Genomic DNA, 25,234 nt, shown 5'->3' with positions numbered 1-25,234 from the left:
ATCGTCGAAAATCTTGCAGTGTACTTACTGTAGTATGGGCGCTATGAATAGAGTCAAATTGTTTGAATCATACATATTGATCATTGATGATCATCCGATCTATTTGGATGGTCTTGAGATGCTATTATCGCATACACTAAATGCCACTAAAGTGCTTAAAGCTCGTAACCTAGATGAAGCTAACGCATTGTTGAATGCAGGCGTTCAGTTAGATTTGATCCTGTTGGATATTCAACTTAACAAAATGAGTGGTTTTGACTTATGTGAACTTGATTTATATAAGAATCAAGCCATTGCGATCTTGTCGGCATCAGAAAATCAAAAAGATATTATTCAAGCTAAGAAATTAGGTCTTTTGGGCTTTTTAAATAAGGCTTGTGAAAAAGATAAACTCATTTCTGATATACAAGCCTTATTACAGGGTAATTGTGTGTTCCCTGAAATCATACCGTATATTGCTTTAACCCCAAGGCAGCAAGATGTATTGAATCTACTGGCGCAAGGCTATCCTAATAAAACAATTTGTAATCAATTGAAATTAAGTGAAGCGACGGTTAAAACGCATCTTCGGGCATTATTTAATATTTTTGATGTCCATACTCGTACACAGTGTGTCAACGTAGCACGAGATGAAAACCTTATTTAAACTTAAGTAATATGGACCTTAAGCGTGATAATGAAACGGGTTTTGGCAAATAATGGCTTTTGTTATTTTGGCAGAAACGAATAAGATCTTCATTACTACGTGACGAAATCAAAATACTATTTATATTATGCTGATGAGTATGACCAATAATCGTCTCTCCGCAGCCATCTGATAAATCCCAGTCAGTAATGACACAATGCCATTGTTGCTTCTCTATGATGCTCATAGCGTGCTGTAAACCATTAGCGCATATGACGTTATGGCCCCAGTTTATTAATGATTTCTTTATGTCTTCTAATACATCAGGATTATCATCAACTAACAAAATAGCGTTCGATAATGGATTTTCATGCTCTATGTTATTTTTTGAGATTACATCGCTCAATGGTATCGTCATTGTAAATTCAGTATGATTTAGGTGGCTATTGAATTGTAATGAGAGCCCTAGTTTTTGACAAAACTGATATACAATGGCTAAGCCTAACCCTAATCCATTTTTGGATTCTTCTCCTTTTATAAATTCACGATACATATTCTTTTGTGTTGTCTCTGGAATGCCCTTTCCATTGTCGGTAATACTTAAAGTGACACAGTTATCTTCAAGATTACTTTTGATATCAATGTTACTTGCATCACTATGCTGGATAATATTTTCAATTAAATTATGAATAATACGGCTTAATAGTGTTATATCGCTTTTTATATGACAAGCGTGTATGTCTAGGTTTAGATTGATATTATGCTGTTTTAATCGAGGTATGAAAGCTTGTGTGTTTTGAGTGAGTAAGTTTACTAATGAACTGACGCTTATTTTTGGTTGAATAAGATTTAGATTTATTTTTGAAATATCCATCATTTGAGTGAACATGGCATTCAGTATATCTGCGCTGTGATTCAAATTTTTAATATATATGTCATTGGGTTTCTGCTGTTGTAAATTTTGTGCGATGAGTGTCAAGCCTTGTAATGGCTGGCGAATGTCATGGCTAGCAGATGCTAAATATTTATTCCGCTGTTTGATGGACTTTAACGTATCATTATGATGAATGTCTAGTATGCGTTTACGTAAAAAATTAGCCCGTTGATTATGTTCTGTTACATAAGCGCCAATGGCGGCCGATATGAAAACAATACTTAAAAACAAAACATTATTTATATATTCGTTAAAGTTTAAATAAAGAAAAGGCTCTGTGATCGCATACATAAAAACCATGAATATATTGATACTAAAAGCCACATAGAAGGGCATTGCCATTATAAAAAAAGCATACATCATAATAATCATCAAACCTTCGTAAGGCAGATTAATACCCTGAGTATGTGATAACCAAATAATATAGATAACACTTAAACTTGATATTATTAATGTTGTGCAATAGACCCATAAATAATATTTAGGTGGTTTAAAATATAGCCAAAGCGTTGTGGTTATTATAATTGGCAGTACAATAAATAGACGAATGATAGACGTATGTAGCGCAACATCAGGGCTAAGGGTAAACCAGTCTAATATAGTAAATACAATAATGAATATGGCGGCCGAAATACCGATAGGCAGTACGCGATTTAAAATACGTTGACGAATGAATCCCCTAAATTCATGTTCAAGTGCAGGAGGAAAAATAAGCCAAGGGAAACCCTTGGCGATGGTGCTTTTTATCATTGATAGTTTATCCATAGTTGAATTTTGCCTATGAAAAAACCATCTCTCAAGTAAAGCTTTATCTATTTGTGTTGTTCAGCCAGTTGCCATGCTTGAATCATGCTGTATTCCTCGGCTGTAAAGACTTGCAAGGCGAGTGAGTCGATTTCGTGCTGCTGTGTTTGCTTATCGAAACCTTGGCTTACGATACGTTGTTTCTCTTGAGCAAAATGATTGTACTTTCGTTTGATAGCATATTGGCGTTCGTAGTCACTGACGATTGCCTGTGCGTGTTCGCTGTCGAAATGTTCAAATGCAAATTGACTGAGCGCTTCAATGCTTGGCTCTTGAGATAATAAATCACTATAAGCCTGCATTGCCTTGGCTTGTTTTTCTTGATGATTCAGGATGCTGGCCATTTCTTCTGGTAGTTGTGATTTTGCTAAATCTTTAATTTGCTGGCGTTCTTCATCACTTAAAGTCTCATCTAAATCGCTTTTCATGTTAGCGAGTGTGTATTGTGCGTAGGCTTCATCATCGACAAATAATGCGTGTGCTATCTCTTCACCTAGATGGACGCGGCGTAAGTTATATAATGTTTGCAGGCCTTGTTCTAATTTTTCATAACGATAATGAGCATCGTATTGTGAGCGTTCAGCGTTGATGGGTTGTGCTAGCTCATCAAAATTGGCTTCTTTAAATGCTAGATAGTTTTTAAGTATATCCATTGCTTGGTGCGCCGCTGACGCTGGTAATGCATGATAAAGATGTAAGCGTATCCGTTGTAATGCTTGCTCAGGTGTCACTTGTCCCACACTGCTTAAAAAATAATCCATGAAAGCTTTCAGTTCGGTATCGATAATTAAATTACCTTGTTCATTTACTCGAATGAGTCCGGCAATTTGGGTATCTTTACTGTCTTGTGAAAAGGGCGTTTGTAAGTGACTAAAATCAAGCGGTTCTTCATGCATGTTTTCTAAAATGGTTTGAGCCCCTCGTAAGGGGTTTTGGTTATGTGTGATATCATTTTGCGAATGCAATGTAATGTCATTATGGAATGCATATGCAACGATTAGCAGAAAAGCTGTACTTATACCGACAACATATTTCATAAGTCTGACCTTTATTGTTATTTTCAATACGACGTTTGCACATCCTTGTGCGTCGCTTATATTGTAAAGATTAAAGGCCTTTGCCTTTCAAACGGTTTGCATGCTTGGTATAAAGCGATACTGGGTTTGTCCAGCCATTTGCTCCTAATACATGATTAATCGCATCGACATGGTTCATATGGTAACTATCACCAATAACTTGACCAAAGTAAGTGGCACATACACCAACTAAACCATCACTTTTTTCATTACCAAATACTTTTGATGTTAGATATAAAAATGGATCAGAAATATCTAATAAGTTAGTAGTGGCATCATTACCTGTCCACGAAAATAGTTTGATACTCTGGCCATGCACATTGTGTGTTTCGGAGCTTTTAGCACAATAGCTGGATGTGTTAATTCCCCAAGGACTGTAATTATTAATTTCAGTTGTGCCAGCCGTGGTTAATGTTTCGAGTGCCGCCACTGAATTTTGGCTCAGGTTTTGACCATTCGATGAAATAGCATCAATGATACTACCTACAGCATTAGCAACGGTGGCAACGGTGGTTTCTGTAACTGAACTCGCAGGTATTGCACCACGTAAAAAGTCGGCGACTTTTGAGCCTTTGTTTACCCCATTAATCGATGTGATGGATGCAATATAATTACGTGAATCCCCATAGTTTAATAAAATACGCGAGGTAGGCGACCCTTGTGAGTGGGCCATAATATTGACTTTTCCACTGCCGTATTTTTGAGCACAGCTTTTTACTTGTGGGGCTAGTGTTGCTGCACGATCAAAGCTAGAAGCAAAACTACTAACCGCCGTGACGCATACTTTTGCACCGTCTTTTGTCAGGTTGTAAGGTATGTTGTAAAAATAATCGACAATGTTACCTAGGCTGTCCCAGCCGGTAACACCATGAACTAACATGATTGGATGTTTTGTTTTGGTATATCCCCACCAGGCCAAGCTGGAATGAGAGAATAACACCAATAAAAAGGCACTTAGCCCAAAGGTGATTGCACGCATTTTTTTCTCCACTTTTTATTTTTATATATGAGCCATGTGTTTTTACACTGTAAAAACAGAATAAGATGTTATGCCAAGTATTGGATGCGAGATATCATCCATATGGTCTGGTCTGGATACGACAGGGTATTTTTAAGGGCTTATTTTGATGAATAAATCTTGAGGGAATTTATAAAAATGTGAGGCGGTTCGCAGATAAATTTATAATCCAACACTGGAATAATATTTTATGCTTAGTTTATTATTTTAAATTTTTTACTGCCAAATATTTGGCTAAACTTTACTTCTCTATCAATAAAATATTGGGTAATATTTTCTTTTAGGATATTGGACATATCTGATTTAACCCAGATAGCGATTCTGGCATGTTCAGGTAGCGACTTAACGAATGAAAAGCGTTTTTTCACTGCGCCCGGTTGTAATGTTAAAAAAGGCTTGGCTCCAATAACCGTATTAATCTCTTTTCTAAAACAGGCTTCAACAATTAAAAAATAATTATCAAATGTTGAAATATTCATAGTGTCAGACTGTTCTGAAAAAAAATGTTTAACTGAATAATGAGCAGCAGAATGACGCAGTACTGCGATTTTATTGGGTGAGTTTTTGGGAATAGGGTTGTCGTTAAACTGATACATGTTGATGGTTAAGAGGCTGGAAACTAATTGCTTATAGCCATGACGAACTAAATGACGATTAACTTCGTCTGAATACCCCCAAAGCAATAAGTCGAAAGGGTTATCATCAATGGCTTGTTCGATATCTTCTATTGTTGGTCCGCCGCTAAAATTAACGGGTTGATTGATATTCGATGAAAAGTCATGAAAGATTGTTTTTACGCGTTCTAAGGTTACTTTATCACTGAAGATACCTTGAAAGAAAAAGCTGAAATCTTGCGAATCATTCGCCCAAGAAGATAAAGACGTTAATACGACAGCAGTGAAAAGGCACGATTGAAAGAATCTAAATAATGTCATTTTTTAAATAGTATCACGTCAGTCAGTAAATCGGTTTCAGGATGGTCACCTGGGTGATTCCAGTAACGTTCAATGCCCATGGGTTTGTTTTGAATTTTCATTTTCTGATGTCGGCTGGCTGTAATGGCTAAAGCCCATGCATTGCCCATGAAGCGATAGGCACCTTTGTGTTGCACCACAAATGTGTCGCACGCTTCAAGTGTGTCGCAAACAAAAGGAGGCTCTATATCAATAGAATGTGCCACAGGAAAGCAGGTAAAAAATTCAGATTCAGTTGTGCTTTTATCCATATACTCATATAGGCAAAAAAGTGGGCCATCGATGGATAAACGGTTGGCCTCAAAGTAAGCATTTAATCTTGCCATGTGGCTTTGCATAGCCTGTCCAATTTTTGGAATAGTGGCGCGTCCTTTTAATGCAATGTAATGCACTTTAGGCTGATGGTGTTCGCCAATTATTGAAGGGGTGCTTAGCACGGATCCGGTTTCCAATTGGCTTTGAAGCATGAGCAAGCCGCGATCGTAATCCATGGTAATCCAGTTTTTTATCATGCTTTTCATGAATATCAAGTACCAGGGCAATTGACTTGTCATAATCCATGTCAGCACACTGCTGTTGCCACTTTGCAGTATTTCGAAACGCACTCGTGCTTTTGAGGGGAAGGGGCGTAAAATTTCTAAGGCCATGTCTAGGCTGACGGTATCTCTATCGATGAGAAGCATGGAGCCAGCTCCGATCATGTCGCCATTCCAGCTATAACCCGCGCCTATTTGCTTTTGCTCGCCATAGTATTCTACGGGGCAGCTTGGCTCTAAAATGAGCCAGGGGGACCAAGTCGGCCAGTTTGTAAAGTCAGACAGGTATTCGATGATATCCGCGCATGGTGCCTTGATTGTTGTGCTGCGACGCACTTCGTAGCGGAACATGATCACTCCCCATTAAATGGTTCTATTTATCAGTGTAAATAGCTTTGCTGAAAATGAAAGGTACAAAGGGGCTGTGTTGTCATGGTTTGATTAAATAAAGTTACCCAAGGCCATTGAGTTGTCATATTTCTCTTATAGTCTGTGCTTGGTCATTGTGTGGTAGACCATAAAACGAATCATTGGAGAATATAAAATGCGTGCTTACCGCAGAATACAGCTTACGTTATTAATATTATTATCGGCATTGTCTTTGACTCATGCTTATGGCGAGCAAGCTCGTGATCAGGAATATCAGTCCTCAATTCATGACTTTTTTAAACACTGGCATAAGCGTTATGAAAAGGCGCAATTAGGACCTCGTCCTCAGTTCTTGGTAAATGATATGGCGCAAAGCCCACTCAAGAAAAAACTGCAGCGCTGTGACAAAGGGCCATTTAAATCCAGCAAGTTCTCCATTGGCCACCGCGGTGCCTCTATGCAGTTTCCTGAGCATACAAAAGAGTCTTACGTTGCGGCTGCTAAAATGGGAGCCGGCATTGTGGAGTGCGATGTAACGTTTACAAAGGATAAAGAGTTGGTTTGTCGTCATTCACAGTGTGACTTGCACACTACGACGAATATTTTGGCCACACCTTTAGCTTCTCAGTGTTCAGTGCCGCCGGAATTTGATAGTGAAGGGCGTTTAATCAATGGCAGCGCAATTAAGTGCTGTACCAGTGACATCACGGTTGCGGAGTTTAAATCTTTAAGTGGCAAAATGGATGCTGCTGATGTTAATGCTACCAGTATTGCAGGATATATGAATGCGACAGCAGACTGGCGCACGGATTTGTATGCCAGTAATGGCACGCTGTTAACCCATGCTGAAAGCATCACATTACTTAATGAGTTAGGTGTGGATTTTACTCCAGAGCTAAAATCACCATCCGTTGAGATGCCATTTGAAGGCACATATAGCCAGCAAGACTATGCTAACCAAATGATTGAAGAATATCGTCAGGCTGGTATCCACCCTAAACGTATTTGGCCACAGTCGTTTGATCAGCAAGATGTATTACATTGGATTAATGAATACCCACGTTTAGCGCGCCAAGCGGTTTATCTTGATGGTGTATACGATACTAATATCAGCTTAGAAACCATGCTAGATTGGCGCGCACAAGGTATGAATGTACTGGCGCCACCTATGTGGATGTTATTGGATGTAAATAGCTATGGTGAAATCGTGCCGTCCCAATATGCGCTTAATGCTAAGCAAGCCGGTTTTAAGTTAATAACATGGACTTTAGAGCGCTCCGGTTTACTAAAAAATAATGGCGGCTGGTACTATCAAAGCTTGAACGGTGACCTTGGTGGTGAAGATGTTATCAGTACCGATGGTGACGTGTATGAAGTATTAGATGTACTTGCAAAAGATGTAGGCGTCATTGGTGTGTTTTCTGACTGGCCTGCCACCGTAACCTATTATGCGAATTGCATGGGTTTGCGTTAAAGCAGGTGATACTAGACAACCGGTTGCAGTTTAATACTGCAATCGGTTTTATTCGCTGAGTTTGGCAAAAAAGCCGGCTACATTTAATCCCGTATTTTGATCAATCGTTAACGAAATACCAAAACCCGCCATGCCATATGCAAGAGCATCAAGGTCGGAGGATGAATCATCATTTTGCCATTTGTCATAACCGATTTTTAAACCAACAAGTGCTGGTAAAAGATACTGTGTGATTTGCTTTCTTTTATAAAAATCAAAATCATCTACTATTTCTTTAATTAAATTGTTTTGTTTATTACCAATCTTTTGTATGTCACCAAAAACCTCTTTGTAATCCTCAAGGTGGTTGTCGAGTTGTGTACTCATGGTAATTTGCGTGGCAATTTGAGTATTGAGTGTCGTAATTAAGCGTTTTTGATTGTTAATTTGTTGCTCCATCGCGCAATTACCACGATATGCGTTATAGATTGTGTCATCTAATTGTGTGCCTGCTGGTAAAATACCCGGTTCAATAACCTTTTGTGTGATGTAGGCGTTTAACTCATCGTCACTACATTGAGCAATCGCTTTGATTGGCAGGCATATTAGAATGGCTACAAAGTATGTGTTTAAGTTCATTTACTTTCCCTTTTAACATTAATAATTTTTGATTCGCGGCGGCTAATGCAACATTGCTATCGTAGATGGGTTGAGAATTTAATGCGCTTTCCATTTTATTCACCGTCGCTGTTAACGATGTAAGATTGGATTGTCCTTGTTTGATAATTGTTTGAATGCGTTGCTCTAATGTATCGCCTTCAATACCGGCTTTAGCGAGTAAGCCTGCTAAACGGGCTTGTTCTTTTTTGTGATCGGCTGAGGTCATGAAGTCACAGCGACTAAGTGGATTAATCGCGCATAAAGGAATGTTGTTGAAATACACAATGCTGGCCGATATCAGCAATGATAAAGAAAACCCTGCTATAAATAGCTTCATCTGAACCACCTAATCCTTGGCTGATAAAAGAGACGCTTTAAATTAAAGAAAAAACCTATTGATAGCAAACATAAAAAAACCGTTTGTCCCTTTATAGGACAAACGGTTTATTTCGAACCCGTTTAAAAGGTCATATTACTTTTAACTATTCGGCATCAATCAATGCATTGTCACGTACCGCGCCTTTATCTGCACTGGTTGCAAACTTCGCATACACTTTCAATGCTCGGCTGACTTTACGTGGGCGGTCCGCTACTGGCTTCCAGCCTTTTTTATCTTGCTCATGACGACGATGAGACAGCTCTTCAGTGCTTAGATCAACATTGATTGAGCGGTTTGGAATATCAATATTGATGATATCGCCAGTTTGCAGTAAACCAATCGCACCACCAGAAGCGGCTTCCGGTGAGCAGTGACCAATTGATAGACCAGAGGTACCGCCAGAGAAACGGCCATCGGTTAATAGCGCACATTCTTTACCTAAACCTTTCGATTTAAGATAAGACGTCGGGTACAGCATCTCTTGCATACCAGGGCCGCCTTTCGGGCCTTCATAGCGGATGATTACGATGTCGCCAGCCACTACTTCGTCAGCCAATATGCCCTTAACCGCGTCGTCTTGTGATTCAAATATTTTAGCCTTACCTTGGAAAACATGAATGCTTTCGTCAACACCCGCTGTTTTAACCACACAGCCATCTAACGCGATGTTGCCGTATAACACTGCAAGGCCGCCTTCTAGTGAATACGCATTTTCAAGGTTACGGATACAACCGTTTTCACGGTCGCCATCGACGGTTGGATAACGAGTGCTTTGGCTAAATGCCGTTTGCGTCGGAATACCTGCTGGGCCTGCGCGATAAAACTTCATAACCTCATCGCTTGGGTTACGCATGATGTCCCACTTATCTAGGGCTTCTTTCATGGTGGCACTGTGAACCGTTGGCAGTTCATTATGTAACAAACCTGCACGATCAATTTCGCCCAAGATACCCATGATGCCACCGGCACGGTGAACGTCTTCCATGTGATAAAGGGGCGAGTTAGGCGCGACTTTGCATAACTGAGGAACAATACGAGAAAGACGGTCGATATCTTTTAAATCAAAATCTAACTCGGCTTCTTGAGCGGCGCCCAATAGATGAAGAATCGTATTGGTAGAGCCACCCATTACGATGTCGAGAGACATGGCATTTTCAAATGCTTTAAAGTTAGCGATTGAGCGTGGTAATACTGAATCGTCATCTTCTTCGTAATATTTTTTCGCGTTTTTAACGATGGTACGACCCGCTTTTAAGAAAAGCTGTTCACGGTCACTGTGAGTGGCTAATACCGAGCCGTTACCTGGTAGCGCTAAACCGAGCGCCTCCATTAAACAGTTCATTGAGTTAGCGGTGAACATGCCAGAGCACGAACCACAAGTTGGGCAGGCGCTGCGTTCGTATTCGGCGACTTTTTCATCACTGGCGGTATCGTCGGCTGCAATCACCATGGCGTCTACTAGATCTAACTTGTGCTCAGAAAGCTTGGTTTTACCGGCTTCCATTGGACCGCCAGAAACAAAAATAACCGGAATATTTAAACGTAAAGAAGCAAGCAGCATTCCCGGTGTTATTTTGTCGCAGTTAGAGATACATACAATGGCATCTGCACAGTGTGCATTAACCATGTATTCAACAGAATCCGCGATCAGCTCACGGCTAGGCAAGCTATACAGCATGCCGTCATGGCCCATTGCGATACCATCATCAACCGCGATGGTATTGAATTCTTTGGCGACGCCACCGGCTTTTTCGATTTCACGGGCAACCAATTGACCCATGTCTTTAAGATGCACATGGCCTGGTACAAATTGAGTAAAACTGTTGGCAACGGCGATGATCGGCTTAGAGAAATCATCGTCTTTCATTCCAGTGGCTCGCCAAAGGGCGCGTGCACCGGCCATATTACGGCCAGCAGTGGAGGTTTTACTGCGATATTCAGGCATGTTTGCTCTCTTCAAAAAAGGTTGGCTAACAAAAAAGTGCTAGCAGTATAGCAAAGGAAAACCGCCGGTAGTATAAAAACGACACAGTTTCAGTGCAGGTTATAACCTTACAATGTATAGGCATAATTGGAATTCTGAGGTATAAAGCAAAGAAAATAGGCCGCCTCAGCGTTAGGCTGCTCATTACTCTTACTTTAGTCAAAATAAGGCGAGCCATGATCAAACGTATTAGTTTCGTAATGCTGCTACTAACTGGGTGTTCACAGTCACTACCGCCATTAGAGTTGGTGGTAAAAAATAATCATGTGGACTTAGCGCAGCAGGTTGAAGGGAACTGGGATAATGTATGCATATTGACACCCTATACAACACCCATGCAGGCCGCAGAACTAACGGGTCTAGATGTGCGTGATGTTTCGGGCACAGGGATTGAATCAAGTGATTCATACAATGTGTTACTGTTCACTAACACCGCCGTTGATTAGATTTGATGAAAGCCAACTCATCAATAAATGACTACTTGGGCTGATTATTAATACTCCTTCACGTAACATCTACATTTTGTAAAACAAGCAGTTTGTTTACTACGACACAAAAAAGACCAAAACTGTTCCACCCAATGCACTTACCTTAGGTCTAATCACCTATTTTATTGGCAAAAACACCATTTTGTATAAAACCCGCTGTAAACCTAAGTGAAATCCGACCCGCTGGACCTTCGACTATATCCCACAAGCAGATTTCTTCTTTAACTGTAGTGTTATAAATAAAATTACCTGCCTCCCAGCTACTGGCAATACAAACCTTTTTATTTTTCTCTCGCCAATATGATATTTCGTTGTACTCATGCTTAAACTTTAATGTTTCGGCTGGGTTAGAAGATACATAGTTCGTACCGTAAGTTCGATCATGCCTAAGATCAAGATATCCCTTTTCTTTATATCCATTAATTTCAATTTCCCACACCCAATAACCCGGAAGCTGGTTTTCTGTTCGGGTTAAATTAGAGCAACTGACGAGGAATAGAGAGCAGATTAGTATACTTGTTTTCATATTGCTTCACGCCTACCGATAAAAGGCGATATTAAATACCATACAAACTACTCTATGGTTCGCCAAACTTTAAATAGCCTTACTATCAAAGTTAATCAAAATACCAACTAAATGAGACAACCGTCGCAGCGACACCAACCACCCTATACATTGAGCTATTAGAGTTATCCCCATACAAACTCATAAATAAAAATGAAGCACTCAGCACAACAGGCAAAACTGACTTTTCACCCCTATCAACGTCTGAATTTTCAAAATTACCTTTAAACTGTGACTTGAAATTATATGCATCCATCCCTAGCGGATCATTGTAATCAATATTTTTATCTATTGTCAGCTCTAAAGATTCTGCAGAAACGCCTACAGATAAAACCTGGATGAAAACTAACACTAATAATTTCTTATACATACATTCCCCTACAATAAAGTCTAAATAGTCAGTAAAAACACACCGTAATCACGCCAAAAGCACGGGTCACATTCTTCACTATATGATCCTTTAGCACGACAATAATCGCAGCCACTTCGATTATAGACCATTATAAGTTATTGCGAGCCTATACCACCGCTAGTATTAATCGCAGGTAATTGGGACTCATATGTTTTGTGTAAAAGTGCCACATTAAAAATCTAACCTAAAGCGAGTATACCTAACCTTATTATGGTTAATCATATATTACTGCTCCACTTAGAAATTCGCAGAATCCTGATTTATAGAATTCTTTAATCCCTTTCGGTGTATTTTTGCTGCGCATGGCCTTCAGCGCATCTCGCTTTAAGATATAGCCTTCCAACAAAGTAATTGAATTTGGTAAGTGATAGGTTCCTATATCTTCACCCTTTTCTACTGCAGCACTTAAGGCTTTGAGGCTTGCTAATGCCGCATCTTTTGTAAATGCGCTTTCTTCCCATTGATGGCTAGGCTCAATACTACTTTCACTTTTTGAACAGATATCGCCGGCATTTACAATATTTGATAATAGTACTAAAGCTATAAGTGTTATTTTCATGTAGTTCTCAACATAATGCATGAAAGCTGTGTCCCTGCGAAAGAAACAATTGATACTAGGACTTCATATTTATCACTACTACTTTCGATTAAACTTAACATCACTCACCACAAATCAACTCAAAAAATATACCTAACCATTACTAATATTTCATTCCTCTTCTGCCATATATAGTTTGTGCTTTAAAATAAGGCAAAAACTCTGATTTAAAATAATACCGAGTATCTTATGGTGCATAATTCAACCTAACTTTAAACTCACCATACAATTTACTCATTAAAATAGTGCATTACTCACCGCTCTAGCAATAAAGTTAAACTTAAAAATAAAAAACACACTAATTCCGCCAATTAAAATCATTTACAAAATCATAAAAAAACTTAACTGCAACAAAACACAATTAATGAGAACAGCATCTCACTAACTTATACGATTAAATCTAAATTCTAGGTGAAAAATATTATTCATCCAACCTTCCCCAACAACCAACCAGCCTAAACGAAAAAAACATATAAAATTTATATTCAATAAACCCCTCAACTATTAAAACTATATAAAAAAAATTTTATTTCAATTTAAAATACAACTATCAAAGAGATCCTCATCACACTTTGCATTAAAAAATTTAATATTTACTGAGCTTTTTAACTACAATTACATTTAAATCTAATATTAAAGTAGTATTTAATTAAACATTAAAAAAACATTATTTATAAATTAAAAAAACTTAAATTTTTACAGATAATAAGTATTTACATTTATATAACATGAAGGTAGATTTCGATCACTTGCAAAAAACTTTAAAAAAAACAAAATTGATAATATTTTTAATATAAATTTTCATGAACATTATTAAATTAACACTACATCTACACCGCTCAACACCACTTATTAACCAAAAATAAACAGTATCAACTGCACAACCAAAATATAAAACCATTAAAAATAGTCTACTGTTACACACTTTAAATATTTAATTGTTTTTATTTACAATAAAAAACATATAAACAACACCACTACGATTCACTAAAAATAAAAAACCAAACACTAACCAGTAAAAGTATAGCTTTTAATACATGACCTGATTATGACTTAGTCATTTAAACAGCAAGCATGCATTAATTTTCACATCAATATAAAAACAAAACACTTAATTTTTAGAGGGTTATTATCTGTGAATAAAAAATCAATCGTTTTCATCAGTATTACAGCTGTCGCTATCGGCTCTTACGCTTACCTTTCAAGTAATAGTGATATCCATATGGTAGCCAACATGGGGATTACCCCCTCAAAAATCGACATAACAAAAACCCGTAACCAAGCAAGAACCTATCGAAAAAAGAAAAACAATCGCTACGCCTCCAGAAAAGCCGCAACACACTAAGAGAACCGAACCCGTTCATATTGACGACCTAATGTTCACATCATCACAAAAAGCTGAAGAGTTTTTAAAAGCGTCCGGTAAATTACGGCCAGATCTAGCAGGCGAAGTTTATTTAGAAATTAATGCGGCGCAATTACTAGGATTAACCAAGGGCGACACTTTTAAGCTAGATATTCCAGAACTAAACATACTTCATGATATTGAGGTAAAAGAGGCCTACCAAGATCAGTTTGGCAATAAAACCGTCAAAGCACACCTATCAGACCAAGATGCAGCATACGGATCTGTCTTTACAATCAATGAACGCGCCATTTATGCAAATGTATCGACACCTGATGGCATATATGTAATGCAAGGCAATGGTCAATATGTCTGGATGGCCGAAACTAATGACCTAAGTAAAGAAGCGGTCATGGACCCTATGTGAAATTAAGACATCTTCATAAAAGAAAAATATGAATAAAAAGGTGAAGTAATCAATAGTGTTCAATCTGTCAATAAGATGGTCACTCTGTGATTTCCTATAACTTATAAGTGTTACCACCCTTTTTCAATTCAATTTTGATTGAAAAAATGCAAGACCACAATAATGAAAAGGAAAGTACCATGATAAACGCAATAACCAGAAAAAACTTGTTAGGCTTATCTCTTTCAGCATTAGTAAGCCTACCTGCTGTAGCAACCGATGTGATGATTGATGTTTATTATACTCCTGAGGCAGAAAGCAGAAGCTTTGATATCCAAACCGAGATATCTAATATGATTGAAACATCCAACCAATATTATGCAGATAGTGGCTTATCGATAGAACTAAAATTAGTCGCTAAGCCTTATGGTTTATCAACTAATTATGTAGCATCAAACCTAAGCGTTGACCGCTCTGCCGACGGCATCGAAAGTGTTTATAAAAATTCTTCGATCAGAAGATGGCGAGATGAATACAAGGCTGATTTTGTTGCTGTGTTAGGCTCTCGTGTTTCGTTCCCTGGTGGCGGTTATATTTGTGGTATTGCAGGTGATATATATGGCATGGCAATCAATCCTACTGACTATAAAAGATATCAAAGCTATGCCTATAACATTACGTCAACCGACTGCGGCAACCCAACCATGACGTTCATACACGAGCTTGGTCATAACATGGGTCTAGGCCATTCTGTCAGACAAGGTGCCGTTGGTGGTGTTTATGAATACGGTGTTGGCTATGGTGTCGATTATGAGTTTTCAACCATCATGGGATACCCTCATGAGTTCAATACAACTAATCAGTTAGCTGTTTTCTCTGACCCTGATCGTACTTGCACATCGGGCTATGCATGTGGTCGCAGTGACGCCGATGCACAAAAAGCTCTCAGCCTAGTAACAAAAGAAATTGCTGCATTTAAATAATCAATAGACGCTTTATTGAATAAGGGCCTTCATCTTAAGGCCCTTATTTTTTTGCATATCATGCTGTAAAGCATTTAGATTACATCTGCCAATGTTTTGTATATGACAATACTCATCTTACATCATGCAACGTTATATATTACTGATAACCATATGCATAATACATATATGATTGAATTTCATTCCCTTTGTGCAGTCCATATATCAACCTAAACTCTAGCACAAGCTGTCCACCATAGCGGTTAAGCTAACAATGTGATGCCTACAAATAAATGCGACACCTATTGAATGGCAATCTAATCTAAAACTTCAGCCACCCTGCTTTGTCGCAATAATGCACATCTATTTTTATGACACTGAACCCCAAGTTCATAAAGCAAAAATAAAAAAAGCCGCTTATTTTCATAAGCGACTTTTTCTTTTTATTTATTGCTCTACCTATCTTTCATTAATAATTAACGCTTCAAGCTAACGAGTGATTAATCGTCTTTTACCAGTTGATCCATCAATTCTTGCTCTTCGTGCAGGTCGTCGATGTCATCATTGGTATGAGGCAATATTAAGTTTAATGCGATTGCCACAAGGCCACATAAGCTTACGCCTTGTAAGCTGAAGTCACCAAAGGTAAACGCCATGCCGCCAATACCAAACACTAACGTGGTCGATACAATCACAAGGTTACGGCGCTCGTTTAGGTTAACTTTTGCTTTAATCAAAATATTCATACCCACTGCGGCAATGGAGCCGAACAGTAGAATCAGAATGCCTCCCATAACAGGTGTCGGAATGGTTTGTAGCAAAATACCAAACTTAGCAATGAAGGCTAACAAAATAGCGATACCCGCCGCCCACGTCATGATAACGGGGTTAAATGAACGGGTTAACATAACGGCGCCAGTGACTTCTGAATATGTCGTATTTGGTGGGCCGCCAAATAAAGATGCCGCTGATGTGGCTAAGCCATCACCTAATAAAGTACGGTGTAAACCCGGTTTTTCAACGTAGTTTTTGCCGGTTACGCTGCTGATCGCTAATACATCACCCACGTGCTCTATGGCAGGGGCAATCGCCACTGGCAACATGAACAAAATCGCCGCAAGGTGAAATTCGGGTGCAATGAAGTTTGGCATGGCGATCCAATCTGCATTGTTCACTTGCGCCATGTCGAGCATGCCACTGAAACCCGCAACCGCATAACCTACCGCAACACCCGCTAAGATAGGCACTAAACGAAAAATACCTTTGGCATACACAGCCACAATTAATGTACTGACTAAAGCAGACATTGAAACCAAAAGCGCTTGGCCATATGGGAACAATTCTGCGGCGCCATCGCCCGTTTTACCCATGGCCATGTTCACCGCAATTGGGGCTAAACCTAAACCAATAATCATAATGATTGGGCCAGTCACCACTGGCGGCATAATACGATGCAAAAAGCCTGGGCCGCGAATCGCCACAATACTGGCCAATACTACATACACTAAACCCGCACAAAAAAGCGCACCCATGGTGGCTGGCGTTCCCCATGTTTGCACACTGAAGGCAATCGGCGCGATAAACACAAACGACGATGCTAAGAAAACCGGCACGCTACGCTTTGTGACCACTTGAAATATAAGTGTGCCCACACCCGCCGTGAATAACGCCACGCTTGGGTCAAGGCCAGTGATTAACGGCATTAATACCAATGCGCCAAATGCTACAAACAGCATTTGTAAGCCCGCTAAGGCCGTTCGCCAGGTTTTGTTTTCAACTTGATTACTCATTAAACACCCTTACTTCTTATTTTGTACCGAAGATTTTATCGCCCGCATCACCCAAGCCTGGGATGATGTAGCCTTGCTCATTTAAATGACTATCTACGGATGCAGTATAAATGTCGACGTCAGGGTGTGCCGCTTGTACTTTTGCGATGCCTTCTGGTGCAGCAACCAATACTAATGCACGGATGCTTTCGCAACCCGCTTCTTTTAATAAGTCGATGGTGGCAATCATTGAGCCACCTGTGGCAAGCATTGGGTCAATCACCAACGAAATTCGCTGATCAATGTCGCCCGCTAGTTTGTCGAAGTAACTTACAGGCTCTAGGGTTTCTTCATCACGGTACAAGCCAACTACGCTGATTTTGGCGCTTGGTAATAATTCCAAAACGCCATCGAGCATGCCAAGGCCAGCACGCAAAATAGGCACGACGGTGATTTTTTTACCACGAATACGTTGTGCCGTAATTTTTCCGCACCAGCCATCCATTGTGTAATCTTCGAGCTCTAAGTCTTTGGTCGCTTCATAGGTAAGTAGATTACCGATTTCACCCGTTAGCTGACGAAAGCTACGAGTACTGCGATCACTTGCTCGCATCAAGCCAAGTTTATGCTTAACCAGAGGGTGGCTGATTTCATATACGCTCATGGGGAACCTCTATTGAACTTTGAAAATGTGTGCACTGACCGATTAAATGGAACGACGTCCAGAGTCAGTTTAACGCGATGATGCGAATTTTGTCACAGACAGGAAAAACAGGCGACAACAAATTGACCAAACGATCAACTTACCCGCTTTTTTAGCGCTTTTTTGCAAAAAAATATGTCCAACCCCATTTTTAGAGCAAAAAAAACCCGCCAAAGGCGGGTTAAAAGTAGAACCGAAGTTCTCGCTACATTCTCACTGTACTCCCTTACGGAAACACGAATGCATCATGAAACCTATTGAAATGCTTATCTGTAGCAGAAATGTATACTATTGTAACATCTTGTAAAATCAGGCTTTTTTTTAACCAAGTTTCAAATTTAGTCTATCTAGTAATGGATACTTGATGATTTTGCGGCCACAGCAAACTCATTTTTGCACCCTCCCAGCGGCTCTTATTAACAAAGGCTTGACCGCCATGCCAATAGATAATCCGACGTACAATCGACAAACCCAAGCCATAGCCGCCAGATGCTCGAGTGCGGCTATCGTCCAAGCGTGTAAAAGGTGAAAACACACGTTGCCAATCTTTTTCAGGAATGCCCTCGCCGTCGTCCTCAACATCAATGCGGCAAATACCATTATCAAAACTGTACTCTAACCAAACTTGGCCTTTGGCATAGCGGCATGCGTTGCCCACTAAGTTTTGTATGGCGCGATGCATATACCGGTATTCGACATCACTAAAAATTTGGTCTTCATTCACAGTTTGGCTATGCCAATTGATTTCAACTTTGTCTGTGCGTCTGCGCGTCTCTTCCACGACTTGATCCACCAAGTCCAGCATATTGGCTTGCTTGAATTCTAAAATTGGACCGCCCTCTTCAAGGCGAGCGTAGGTTAAAATTTCATCAACTAGTTCATCTAACTCTTGCAGGTCTTGATCCATTTCATGCAATTGTTTTTGCGTGTAATCATCTGTGGTGGTGTCTTCGAGCATCTGCACACCAAAGCGCATGCGCGCAACGGGGGTGCGCAGTTCATGGCTCACCGCGCGAATCATTTCTTTTTGCACCGCCATCAATCTCTGAATGTGACTGGCCATACGGTTAAACGACTCACCCAGTCGACCAAATGCATCTTGCGACTCCACTTTCACCCGTGAGTTCAAGTGTCCTGTCGCAATACGAGTAGCTGCACGCTCTAATCGCTGCAAGTTCACTTCAAAACGATACACCAACCAATAAACGGCAATGCCGGTTAAAATAATGGCCAAGGCAATCACCACAAAAACAGACTGCAATGACAAGCCTTGGCGAAAAACAATCGGGCCCATTTCAATGGTCTGCTGGGTTTCCGGTAGATAAGTATAAAATCGACCACTGCTGCCATCTAAGTCATAAAAGGCTGAGTAATTTGGCGCGATCATATTGGCCCGTTCATTTTCATATTGAGCCGCCTCACTTTGATCCAACACTCGTACCGGTAAATTATTTACATTGGAGTACAGTGCAATCAATTCAGACAATCCTTGCTCTTCACGCTGAACAAGCTGACGAATTAAAGAGGCGGCACCACGAATATGGGTCGTGCGGAAATCTAGGAACGTACCTTCTAAAAGATATCGGGTTTGGTTTAACGCGACACCTGCTTGCACCTTTAGGCCGCCATCGCCTGTGTTCGTTAAAAGATATTGGCCGTCTTCGAGTCTGGCTTTATCGATTGAGCTTAAATTAGATTGTTTGATAGGCGTTAGGGTAAGCGGCACGCCTAACAATTTAGAAACAGACGCAACGTCGCCTTTAGAGGCTTTAATTTCGCCCGTAGCAAGTAACAAAATACCGCCCATGATGCTTTGCTGATGTTGCTTATGATTTATATGATCAACCAGCCACAACGAACCTAACGTCGAAATGGAGACCAACAATAAAATCGTTAACACCCCGATATACACACGAGAAAAAATGGTGTCTCTCCTGCCTGCAAAAAAACGATTGTGCCTATATTTCTTTTACAAACAAGTAACCTTTACTGCGAACCGTTTTAATTCTTTTGGGCTGCAACGGGTCATCGCCTATTTTAGGCCGTATACGACTAATACGAACATCAATAGAACGATCTTGGCCGTCATACTCAATGCCCCGTAACGCCGTGAAGATTTCTTCACGACTGAGTACTCGCCCAGCATTGGAGCTTAGCAGCCAAAGCAGATCAAATTCGGCACTGGTTAAATCGATCGACTCTTCATCTAACCACGCTTCTCGCATGCTGTTATCAACCACAAGATTGGCAAAGGTCACTCGGTTTTGTTCACCGCTCGCTCCGGCTTTAGTCGCGTTATGATCAGGGGTTTCTTTCACTCGACGCAGTAATGCTCGAATACGTGCAAGCAGCACGCGCGGACGCGCCGGCTTTGCTAGATAATCATCAGCCCCCATTTCTAAACCAAGCACCTGATCAAGGTCATCATCTCGAGCCGTCAGCATGATAATCGGGCCGTTATAATATGGACGCACCAAACGGCAAATGGACAAGCCATCTTCACCTGGCAACATAAGATCTAAAATGACCAAGTCAGGCTGCTCACTTTTTATACGACCAACCGCAACCGAGCCATCACCCTCCACAGACACCTGCATGCCATTGGATTCGAGATATTCTTGCGTTAAGCCCGCTAAACGCTCGTCATCCTCAACAATTAAAATCTGCCACGCTTCATCAGATTGCTGTGTCTGTTCCATAGATCATCCTAGAATAGGTAAGTAACTTTAATATACATTAATTTAGACTCTTGTCGGCATCCTGCCCAATCTTGTAAATATTTTCAGCTTTTGCTTGAAAGATCATGTGCCCACATTTTAAGATTAGTTGATATTACTGATAACGACACTCTGGCGTTAGCCACTACTAACAGCCTCTATTTACACACTTATTACCCACCGATTACCCACAATTTATCCACAAGTTCATTTCCGCCTAAACACAACATATAGGTTGATTCTATTTCCCAAGCACAATATCCTGTGCTTATTCCGAGTTTGAGCAGTATTGATTGCTCGCATTTTGAACACAATTACTTAAAATAAGAACAAAGTGATCAATTGGCAGCCAAATCTTCATTCGGAACTTCAACAAACCAATTTTTTTATCCTCTCTATTATTAGAGTCGATGTTTTTGTATGGGTAAGGGGCAGAAATGAACAGCACACTTCATGTAACAAAGCGCGACGGAAATCGTGCTCCTTTAGATTTAGATAAAATTCATAAGGTGCTTACATGGGCTGCAGAGGGTCTAGATAACGTCTCTGTATCTGAAGTTGAATTACGCGCACAAATCCAACTAAATGAAGGTATTACCACTTCTGATATTCATGAAACGCTTATTAAGTCGGCGGCTGATTTAATCTCAGAGAATACGCCTGATTATCAATACATGGCTGCGCGTTTAAACATCTTCCATTTGCGTAAAAAAGCCTACGGTCAATTCGAGCCACCTACTCTATATAATCAAGTCGCTCGCTTAGTCGATAGCGAACGTTATGATCGCCACTTACTAGAAGATTACACCGAAGCTGATTTCCAAGAGATGGACAACTTCATTGACCATAACCGCGACCTTAACTTTGCCTATGCAGCGGTTAAACAACTTGAAGGCAAATACCTCGTACAAAACCGTGTGACAGGTGAAGTATTTGAAAGCCCTCAGTTTTTGTATGTCCTAATTGGTGCGTGTTTATTCGCCAGCTATGATAAGTCAATTCGTATGGATTACATTCGTCGTTTTTACGATGCGGTGTCTATGTTCAAGCTGTCACTACCAACGCCAATCATGGCGGGTGTACGTACTCCGACTCGCCAGTTCAGTTCATGTGTATTAATTGAAACCGACGACAGCCTAGACTCAATCAACGCAGCCGCGGGTGCCATCGTTAAATACGTATCGCAACGCGCGGGCATTGGTATCAATGCTGGCCGTATCCGTGCATTGGGTAGCCCTATTCGTGGCGGTGAAGCGTTCCATACTGGTTGTATCCCATTTTATAAGCACTTCCAAACAGCGGTTAAAAGCTGCTCTCAAGGTGGCGTACGCGGCGGTGCTGCTACGTTGTTCTACCCTATTTGGCACATGGAAGTTGAATCGTTATTGGTTCTTAAAAATAACCGCGGTGTTGAAGAAAACCGTGTACGTCACTTAGATTACGGCGTACAGCTCAATAAAGTGATGTATGAGCGTTTGATCAAAGGTGGCAACATTACATTGTTCAGCCCATCTGACACACCAGGCTTATACGATGCGTTCTTCGAAGACCAAGTGAAATTTGAAGAGCTGTACATTAAGTACGAAAACGATCCACATATTCGCAAGCAAACCATTAAAGCGGCTGAACTGTTTTCTATTTTGATGCAAGAGCGTGCCAGTACTGGTCGTATTTACATTCAAAACGTCGATCACTGTAATACTCACAGCCCGTTTGATTCAACCGTTGCGCCGATTCGCCAATCAAACTTATGCTTAGAAATTGCTCTGCCAACTAAGCCGTTAAAAGAAATCAACGACCCTGAAGGTGAAATCGCCCTTTGTACGCTAGCGGCGTTCAACTTAGGTGCCATTGAAAACCTAGACGAATTAGAAGAACTGGCTGACATTATTGTGCGTGCCCTTGATAACTTATTAAGCTATCAGGATTACCCAATGCCTGCGGCTGAAATTTCAAGCATGTCACGTCGCACATTAGGTGTAGGTGTCATTAACTACGCATACTACCTTGCTAAGAATGGCGTTAAATACAGCGACGGCAGCGCACTGGGCTTAACTCACCAAACCTTTGAAGCGATTCAGTATTACCTGTTAAAAGCATCAAACAAGCTGGCGAAAGAAGTTGGCCCATGTGAGAAGTTTAACGAAACAACCTACTCACAAGGTATCTTGCCAATTGATACCTACAAAAAAGAACTCGATGCCGTATGCAAAGAAGAGCTTCGTTACGATTGGGAAGCCCTGCGCAATGACATTACAACCCACGGCCTACGTAACTCAACACTAACCGCATTGATGCCATCTGAAACATCGTCTCAGATCAGTAATGCCACCAACGGTATTGAGCCACCACGTGGCTACATCAGTGTTAAAGCATCCAAAGACGGCATCTTAAAACAAGTTGTGCCTGACTTTGAAAATATCAAAGGTAATTATGAGTTGTTATGGCAGTGGCCAAACAACGAAGGCTACTTACAGCTAGTGGGTGTGATGCAGAAGTTTGTTGACCAAGCCATTTCGGCCAACACAAACTACGATCCATCTAAATTTGATGGCGGTAAAGTGCCGATGAAAGTCTTATTAAAAGACTTATTAACCAGCTACAAACTGGGTCTTAAGACGTTGTATTACCACAATACCCGTGACGGTGCTGATGATTCTCAACAAGACTTAGAAGACGATTGTGCAGGCGGTGCTTGTAAAATCTAGTACACCTAAAGCCCTAGCGGGCTTTTCGGTTTTCAAATCATTAAGGGCTGTATGTTTACATACTGCCCTTATTCAATAAGTGAAAACTTATTGTCATTTTCAGAAGTGTAAAACATGGCTTATCAAACATTTAATCGCAATACATTCGACACCTTTAGCCAGCCTATGTTTTTTGGCGAACACGTCAATGTATCGCGCTACGACACACAAAAATATAAAATTTTCGAACAGCTAATTGAAAAGCAATTGTCTTTCTTTTGGCGCCCTGAAGAAGTGGATCTTTCGACTGACCGTAAAGATTTTGCAAATTTACCAGAGCACGAAAAACATATTTTCCTAAGCAACCTTAAATACCAAACATTACTCGATAGTATTCAAGGGCGCTCTCCTAACGTAGCGTTACTGCCTATTGTTTCTTTGCCTGAACTAGAAACATGGATAGAAACATGGTCATTCAGTGAGACCATTCATAGCCGCTCTTACACGCATATTATTCGTAATGTCATCAGTGATCCTGCCGCCGTATTTGACGACATTGTTTCTAACGAATACATCACCAAGCGTGCAGAAAGCGTCACCAAATATTACGACGACCTTATTGAAAGCGTAACTTATTACCAAAACTTGGGTGAAGGTAAGCATGAAATAAACGGTAAAATCGTCGAAATAAGCCTGCGTGATTTAAAACGCAAACTGTATCTAACCGTTGCCTCTGTAAACGTATTAGAAGCCATTCGTTTTTATGTGAGCTTTGCGTGCAGCTTTGCATTTGCAGAGCGTGCAAAAATGGAAGGCAACGCCAAAATCATTAAATTGATTGCTCGTGATGAAGCGCTTCACTTAACGGGCACTCAGCACATGCTGCAAATTTGGGCCATGGGTAAAGATGACCCAGAAATGGGTGAAATCACCAAAGAATGTCGCGACGATGTGATCGAGATTTTCCGTGAAGCCGCCGAGCAAGAAAAAGAATGGGCTGAGTATTTATTCAAAGACGGCAGCATGATTGGCCTGAATAAAGATATTCTTTGCCAATACGTTGAATACATTACAAACCAGCGCTTAGCTGCGGTTGGCCTTGATAGCATTTTCACAACAAAGCAAAACCCACTGCCGTGGATCAACGCTTGGTTAGTGAGCGACAATGTGCAAGTAGCCCCACAAGAAGCTGAAATTAGCTCTTACCTAGTGGGTGCCATTGATAGCGCATTATCACTAGAAGACTTCAGCGATATCGAACTTTAAGCTCGACGTAACTATGTTGGCAATGCGAGATAAATCAAAAGAGTCAAACTCAGAGTTTCATCTTGAAGATGATGCCATCGACCATCAGGACTTTCAGCTTGAAAGTCCTGAGGCGCCCTCATCTTCTGACGAGGCTCGCCCACAATCTGAACTGTACCTGCCGGTTGGCAACCCAGAAGCCCCTCAAGATGACCAACAACTTGAAATCCAAGGCTTCGAGAAACCCGTATACAATCTGCAAATAGACGGCATCGCTGAGCCTTTAGCGTTTCACTATGCCAATAATTTACTTGAAAGCTTAGAGGCACAAGGTGTTCAACTGCCCTACCAATGCCGAGAAGGCTATTGTGGTGGTTGTCGCACGGACTTAGTCGAAGGCAAAGTGGCTTACCTGCAAGAGCCTATGGCTTGGATCAATGAAGGTGAGATATTACCCTGCTGCTGCGTCCCCAAGACTGCGTTAAAACTCAAGCTTAAAGGTTAACTTAAACACCGAAAGGACAC

The 25,234-nt window shown here is 40.6% G+C and carries 24 protein-coding genes; 9 read left to right on the top strand and 15 right to left on the bottom strand.

Annotation, left to right across the window (positions count from 1 at the left end; translation table 11 throughout):
- The first annotated feature begins 43 nt into the window (after window positions 1-43).
- Window positions 44-646 carry a response regulator transcription factor gene (locus tag ACU6U9_RS05110; RefSeq protein ID WP_446733982.1) on the top strand — a complete coding sequence of 201 codons (603 nt, stop codon included), beginning with the start codon at window positions 44-46 and terminating at the stop codon, window positions 644-646.
- Here ACU6U9_RS05110 and ACU6U9_RS05105 read toward each other — a convergent pair.
- The 5 genes from ACU6U9_RS05105 to ACU6U9_RS05085 form a co-directional block, all read right to left on the bottom strand.
- Window positions 639-2,324 carry an ATP-binding response regulator gene (locus ACU6U9_RS05105; RefSeq protein WP_446733981.1) on the bottom strand — a complete coding sequence of 562 codons (1,686 nt, stop codon included), beginning with the start codon at window positions 2,322-2,324 and terminating at the stop codon, window positions 639-641. The genes ACU6U9_RS05110 and ACU6U9_RS05105 overlap by 8 nt on opposite strands.
- Before the next feature lie 47 nt (window positions 2,325-2,371).
- Window positions 2,372-3,400, bottom strand: a complete 1,029-nt coding sequence (locus ACU6U9_RS05100) for a lipase secretion chaperone (protein WP_446733980.1) — start codon at window positions 3,398-3,400, stop codon at window positions 2,372-2,374.
- A 70-nt stretch (window positions 3,401-3,470) separates the two neighbouring features.
- On the bottom strand, window positions 3,471-4,418 hold the full coding sequence (locus ACU6U9_RS05095; protein WP_446733979.1) for a lipase family alpha/beta hydrolase: 948 nt from the start codon (window positions 4,416-4,418) through the stop codon (window positions 3,471-3,473).
- A gap of 233 nt (window positions 4,419-4,651) precedes the next feature.
- The gene (locus ACU6U9_RS05090) at window positions 4,652-5,392 is read right to left on the bottom strand and encodes a hypothetical protein (protein ID WP_446733978.1); all 741 of its coding nucleotides are present in this window, start codon (window positions 5,390-5,392) and stop codon (window positions 4,652-4,654) included.
- On the bottom strand, window positions 5,389-6,318 hold the full coding sequence (locus ACU6U9_RS05085; RefSeq protein WP_446733977.1) for an SRPBCC family protein: 930 nt from the start codon (window positions 6,316-6,318) through the stop codon (window positions 5,389-5,391). The genes ACU6U9_RS05090 and ACU6U9_RS05085 overlap by 4 nt, the downstream gene beginning before the upstream one ends.
- Before the next feature lie 193 nt (window positions 6,319-6,511).
- Here ACU6U9_RS05085 and ACU6U9_RS05080 point away from each other — a divergent pair, with 193 nt between their 5' ends.
- The gene (locus ACU6U9_RS05080; RefSeq protein WP_446733976.1) at window positions 6,512-7,810 is read left to right on the top strand and encodes a glycerophosphodiester phosphodiesterase family protein; all 1,299 of its coding nucleotides are present in this window, start codon (window positions 6,512-6,514) and stop codon (window positions 7,808-7,810) included.
- A gap of 48 nt (window positions 7,811-7,858) precedes the next feature.
- Here ACU6U9_RS05080 and ACU6U9_RS05075 read toward each other — a convergent pair whose 3' ends face one another.
- The 3 genes from ACU6U9_RS05075 to ilvD all read right to left on the bottom strand — a co-directional run bounded on the left by ACU6U9_RS05075 (window position 7,859) and on the right by ilvD (window position 10,773).
- On the bottom strand, window positions 7,859-8,428 hold the full coding sequence (locus tag ACU6U9_RS05075) for a hypothetical protein (RefSeq protein ID WP_446733975.1): 570 nt from the start codon (window positions 8,426-8,428) through the stop codon (window positions 7,859-7,861).
- Window positions 8,361-8,786 (bottom strand): hypothetical protein, encoded by a 426-nt coding sequence (locus tag ACU6U9_RS05070; RefSeq protein ID WP_446733974.1) that lies wholly within the window; start codon window positions 8,784-8,786, stop codon window positions 8,361-8,363. The genes ACU6U9_RS05075 and ACU6U9_RS05070 overlap by 68 nt, the downstream gene beginning before the upstream one ends.
- Before the next feature lie 145 nt (window positions 8,787-8,931).
- Entirely contained in the window at window positions 8,932-10,773 is a 1,842-nt protein-coding gene (gene ilvD / locus ACU6U9_RS05065; RefSeq protein ID WP_446733973.1) for a dihydroxy-acid dehydratase, read from the bottom strand.
- Between the two features lie 215 nt (window positions 10,774-10,988).
- Between ilvD and ACU6U9_RS05060 the strand changes: the two genes are divergently transcribed.
- Entirely contained in the window at window positions 10,989-11,258 is a 270-nt protein-coding gene (locus ACU6U9_RS05060) for a hypothetical protein (protein WP_446733972.1), read from the top strand.
- A gap of 151 nt (window positions 11,259-11,409) precedes the next feature.
- Here ACU6U9_RS05060 and ACU6U9_RS05055 read toward each other — a convergent pair whose 3' ends face one another.
- The 3 genes from ACU6U9_RS05055 to ACU6U9_RS05045 all read right to left on the bottom strand — a co-directional run bounded on the left by ACU6U9_RS05055 (window position 11,410) and on the right by ACU6U9_RS05045 (window position 12,836).
- The gene (locus ACU6U9_RS05055) at window positions 11,410-11,826 is read right to left on the bottom strand and encodes a hypothetical protein (protein WP_446733971.1); all 417 of its coding nucleotides are present in this window, start codon (window positions 11,824-11,826) and stop codon (window positions 11,410-11,412) included.
- A 91-nt stretch (window positions 11,827-11,917) separates the two neighbouring features.
- Window positions 11,918-12,235: a hypothetical protein gene (locus ACU6U9_RS05050; RefSeq protein ID WP_446733970.1), complete on the bottom strand. Its 318-nt coding sequence runs from the start codon at window positions 12,233-12,235 to the stop codon at window positions 11,918-11,920.
- Window positions 12,236-12,491: 256 nt separating this feature from the next.
- Window positions 12,492-12,836 carry a hypothetical protein gene (locus tag ACU6U9_RS05045; RefSeq protein ID WP_446733969.1) on the bottom strand — a complete coding sequence of 115 codons (345 nt, stop codon included), beginning with the start codon at window positions 12,834-12,836 and terminating at the stop codon, window positions 12,492-12,494.
- Window positions 12,837-14,010: 1,174 nt separating this feature from the next.
- On the opposite strand from ACU6U9_RS05045, the gene ACU6U9_RS05040 reads away from it, so the two are divergent.
- The 3 genes from ACU6U9_RS05040 to ACU6U9_RS05030 all read left to right on the top strand — a co-directional run bounded on the left by ACU6U9_RS05040 (window position 14,011) and on the right by ACU6U9_RS05030 (window position 15,609).
- Window positions 14,011-14,220: a hypothetical protein gene (locus tag ACU6U9_RS05040; protein ID WP_446733968.1), complete on the top strand. Its 210-nt coding sequence runs from the start codon at window positions 14,011-14,013 to the stop codon at window positions 14,218-14,220.
- 31 nt (window positions 14,221-14,251) lie between these two features.
- A complete protein-coding gene (locus ACU6U9_RS05035; RefSeq protein ID WP_446733967.1) occupies window positions 14,252-14,647 on the top strand; it encodes a hypothetical protein in 396 nt (131 codons plus the stop codon).
- Window positions 14,648-14,826: 179 nt separating this feature from the next.
- Window positions 14,827-15,609, top strand: coding sequence for a zinc-dependent metalloprotease family protein (locus ACU6U9_RS05030; RefSeq protein ID WP_446733966.1), 783 nt, complete (start codon window positions 14,827-14,829; stop codon window positions 15,607-15,609).
- Between the two features lie 479 nt (window positions 15,610-16,088).
- On the opposite strand, the gene ACU6U9_RS05025 is transcribed toward ACU6U9_RS05030, so the two are convergent.
- The 4 genes from ACU6U9_RS05025 to ACU6U9_RS05010 all read right to left on the bottom strand — a co-directional run bounded on the left by ACU6U9_RS05025 (window position 16,089) and on the right by ACU6U9_RS05010 (window position 20,759).
- Window positions 16,089-17,378, bottom strand: coding sequence for a uracil-xanthine permease family protein (locus tag ACU6U9_RS05025; RefSeq protein ID WP_446733965.1), 1,290 nt, complete (start codon window positions 17,376-17,378; stop codon window positions 16,089-16,091).
- 16 nt (window positions 17,379-17,394) lie between these two features.
- Window positions 17,395-18,021 (bottom strand): uracil phosphoribosyltransferase, encoded by a 627-nt coding sequence (gene upp / locus ACU6U9_RS05020; RefSeq protein ID WP_446733964.1) that lies wholly within the window; start codon window positions 18,019-18,021, stop codon window positions 17,395-17,397.
- Between the two features lie 382 nt (window positions 18,022-18,403).
- A complete protein-coding gene (locus tag ACU6U9_RS05015) occupies window positions 18,404-19,960 on the bottom strand; it encodes an ATP-binding protein (RefSeq protein ID WP_446733963.1) in 1,557 nt (518 codons plus the stop codon).
- 58 nt (window positions 19,961-20,018) lie between these two features.
- Window positions 20,019-20,759, bottom strand: coding sequence for a response regulator (locus tag ACU6U9_RS05010; RefSeq protein WP_446733962.1), 741 nt, complete (start codon window positions 20,757-20,759; stop codon window positions 20,019-20,021).
- A 455-nt stretch (window positions 20,760-21,214) separates the two neighbouring features.
- Between ACU6U9_RS05010 and nrdA the strand changes: the two genes are divergently transcribed.
- The 3 genes from nrdA to yfaE all read left to right on the top strand — a co-directional run bounded on the left by nrdA (window position 21,215) and on the right by yfaE (window position 25,214).
- The gene (gene nrdA, locus ACU6U9_RS05005; RefSeq protein WP_446733961.1) at window positions 21,215-23,485 is read left to right on the top strand and encodes a class 1a ribonucleoside-diphosphate reductase subunit alpha; all 2,271 of its coding nucleotides are present in this window, start codon (window positions 21,215-21,217) and stop codon (window positions 23,483-23,485) included.
- A 114-nt stretch (window positions 23,486-23,599) separates the two neighbouring features.
- Entirely contained in the window at window positions 23,600-24,730 is a 1,131-nt protein-coding gene (gene nrdB, locus ACU6U9_RS05000; protein WP_446733960.1) for a class Ia ribonucleoside-diphosphate reductase subunit beta, read from the top strand.
- Window positions 24,731-24,743: 13 nt separating this feature from the next.
- Entirely contained in the window at window positions 24,744-25,214 is a 471-nt protein-coding gene (gene yfaE, locus ACU6U9_RS04995; RefSeq protein ID WP_446733959.1) for a class I ribonucleotide reductase maintenance protein YfaE, read from the top strand.
- Window positions 25,215-25,234 lie beyond the last annotated feature (20 nt).

Source organism: Pseudomonas sp. HK3 (assembly GCF_052920985.1).
This window is presented reverse-complemented; position numbering and strand designations above follow the sequence as displayed.

What these genes read in the sequence shown, in the direction of transcription:
- ACU6U9_RS05110 (WP_446733982.1), top strand. Translation starts at nt 44, where the DNA reads ATGAATAGAGTCAAATTGTTTGAATCATACATATTGATCATTGATGAT.
- ACU6U9_RS05105 (WP_446733981.1), bottom strand. Translation starts at nt 2,324, where the DNA reads ATGGATAAACTATCAATGATAAAAAGCACCATCGCCAAGGGTTTCCCT.
- ACU6U9_RS05100 (WP_446733980.1), bottom strand. Translation starts at nt 3,400, where the DNA reads ATGAAATATGTTGTCGGTATAAGTACAGCTTTTCTGCTAATCGTTGCA.
- ACU6U9_RS05095 (WP_446733979.1), bottom strand. Translation starts at nt 4,418, where the DNA reads ATGCGTGCAATCACCTTTGGGCTAAGTGCCTTTTTATTGGTGTTATTC.
- ACU6U9_RS05090 (WP_446733978.1), bottom strand. Translation starts at nt 5,392, where the DNA reads ATGACATTATTTAGATTCTTTCAATCGTGCCTTTTCACTGCTGTCGTA.
- ACU6U9_RS05085 (WP_446733977.1), bottom strand. Translation starts at nt 6,318, where the DNA reads ATGTTCCGCTACGAAGTGCGTCGCAGCACAACAATCAAGGCACCATGC.
- ACU6U9_RS05080 (WP_446733976.1), top strand. Translation starts at nt 6,512, where the DNA reads ATGCGTGCTTACCGCAGAATACAGCTTACGTTATTAATATTATTATCG.
- ACU6U9_RS05075 (WP_446733975.1), bottom strand. Translation starts at nt 8,428, where the DNA reads ATGAACTTAAACACATACTTTGTAGCCATTCTAATATGCCTGCCAATC.
- ACU6U9_RS05070 (WP_446733974.1), bottom strand. Translation starts at nt 8,786, where the DNA reads ATGAAGCTATTTATAGCAGGGTTTTCTTTATCATTGCTGATATCGGCC.
- ilvD (WP_446733973.1), bottom strand. Translation starts at nt 10,773, where the DNA reads ATGCCTGAATATCGCAGTAAAACCTCCACTGCTGGCCGTAATATGGCC.
- ACU6U9_RS05060 (WP_446733972.1), top strand. Translation starts at nt 10,989, where the DNA reads ATGATCAAACGTATTAGTTTCGTAATGCTGCTACTAACTGGGTGTTCA.
- ACU6U9_RS05055 (WP_446733971.1), bottom strand. Translation starts at nt 11,826, where the DNA reads ATGAAAACAAGTATACTAATCTGCTCTCTATTCCTCGTCAGTTGCTCT.
- ACU6U9_RS05050 (WP_446733970.1), bottom strand. Translation starts at nt 12,235, where the DNA reads ATGTATAAGAAATTATTAGTGTTAGTTTTCATCCAGGTTTTATCTGTA.
- ACU6U9_RS05045 (WP_446733969.1), bottom strand. Translation starts at nt 12,836, where the DNA reads ATGAAAATAACACTTATAGCTTTAGTACTATTATCAAATATTGTAAAT.
- ACU6U9_RS05035 (WP_446733967.1), top strand. Translation starts at nt 14,252, where the DNA reads ATGTTCACATCATCACAAAAAGCTGAAGAGTTTTTAAAAGCGTCCGGT.
- ACU6U9_RS05030 (WP_446733966.1), top strand. Translation starts at nt 14,827, where the DNA reads ATGATAAACGCAATAACCAGAAAAAACTTGTTAGGCTTATCTCTTTCA.
- ACU6U9_RS05025 (WP_446733965.1), bottom strand. Translation starts at nt 17,378, where the DNA reads ATGAGTAATCAAGTTGAAAACAAAACCTGGCGAACGGCCTTAGCGGGC.
- upp (WP_446733964.1), bottom strand. Translation starts at nt 18,021, where the DNA reads ATGAGCGTATATGAAATCAGCCACCCTCTGGTTAAGCATAAACTTGGC.
- ACU6U9_RS05010 (WP_446733962.1), bottom strand. Translation starts at nt 20,759, where the DNA reads ATGGAACAGACACAGCAATCTGATGAAGCGTGGCAGATTTTAATTGTT.
- nrdA (WP_446733961.1), top strand. Translation starts at nt 21,215, where the DNA reads ATGAACAGCACACTTCATGTAACAAAGCGCGACGGAAATCGTGCTCCT.
- nrdB (WP_446733960.1), top strand. Translation starts at nt 23,600, where the DNA reads ATGGCTTATCAAACATTTAATCGCAATACATTCGACACCTTTAGCCAG.
- yfaE (WP_446733959.1), top strand. Translation starts at nt 24,744, where the DNA reads ATGTTGGCAATGCGAGATAAATCAAAAGAGTCAAACTCAGAGTTTCAT.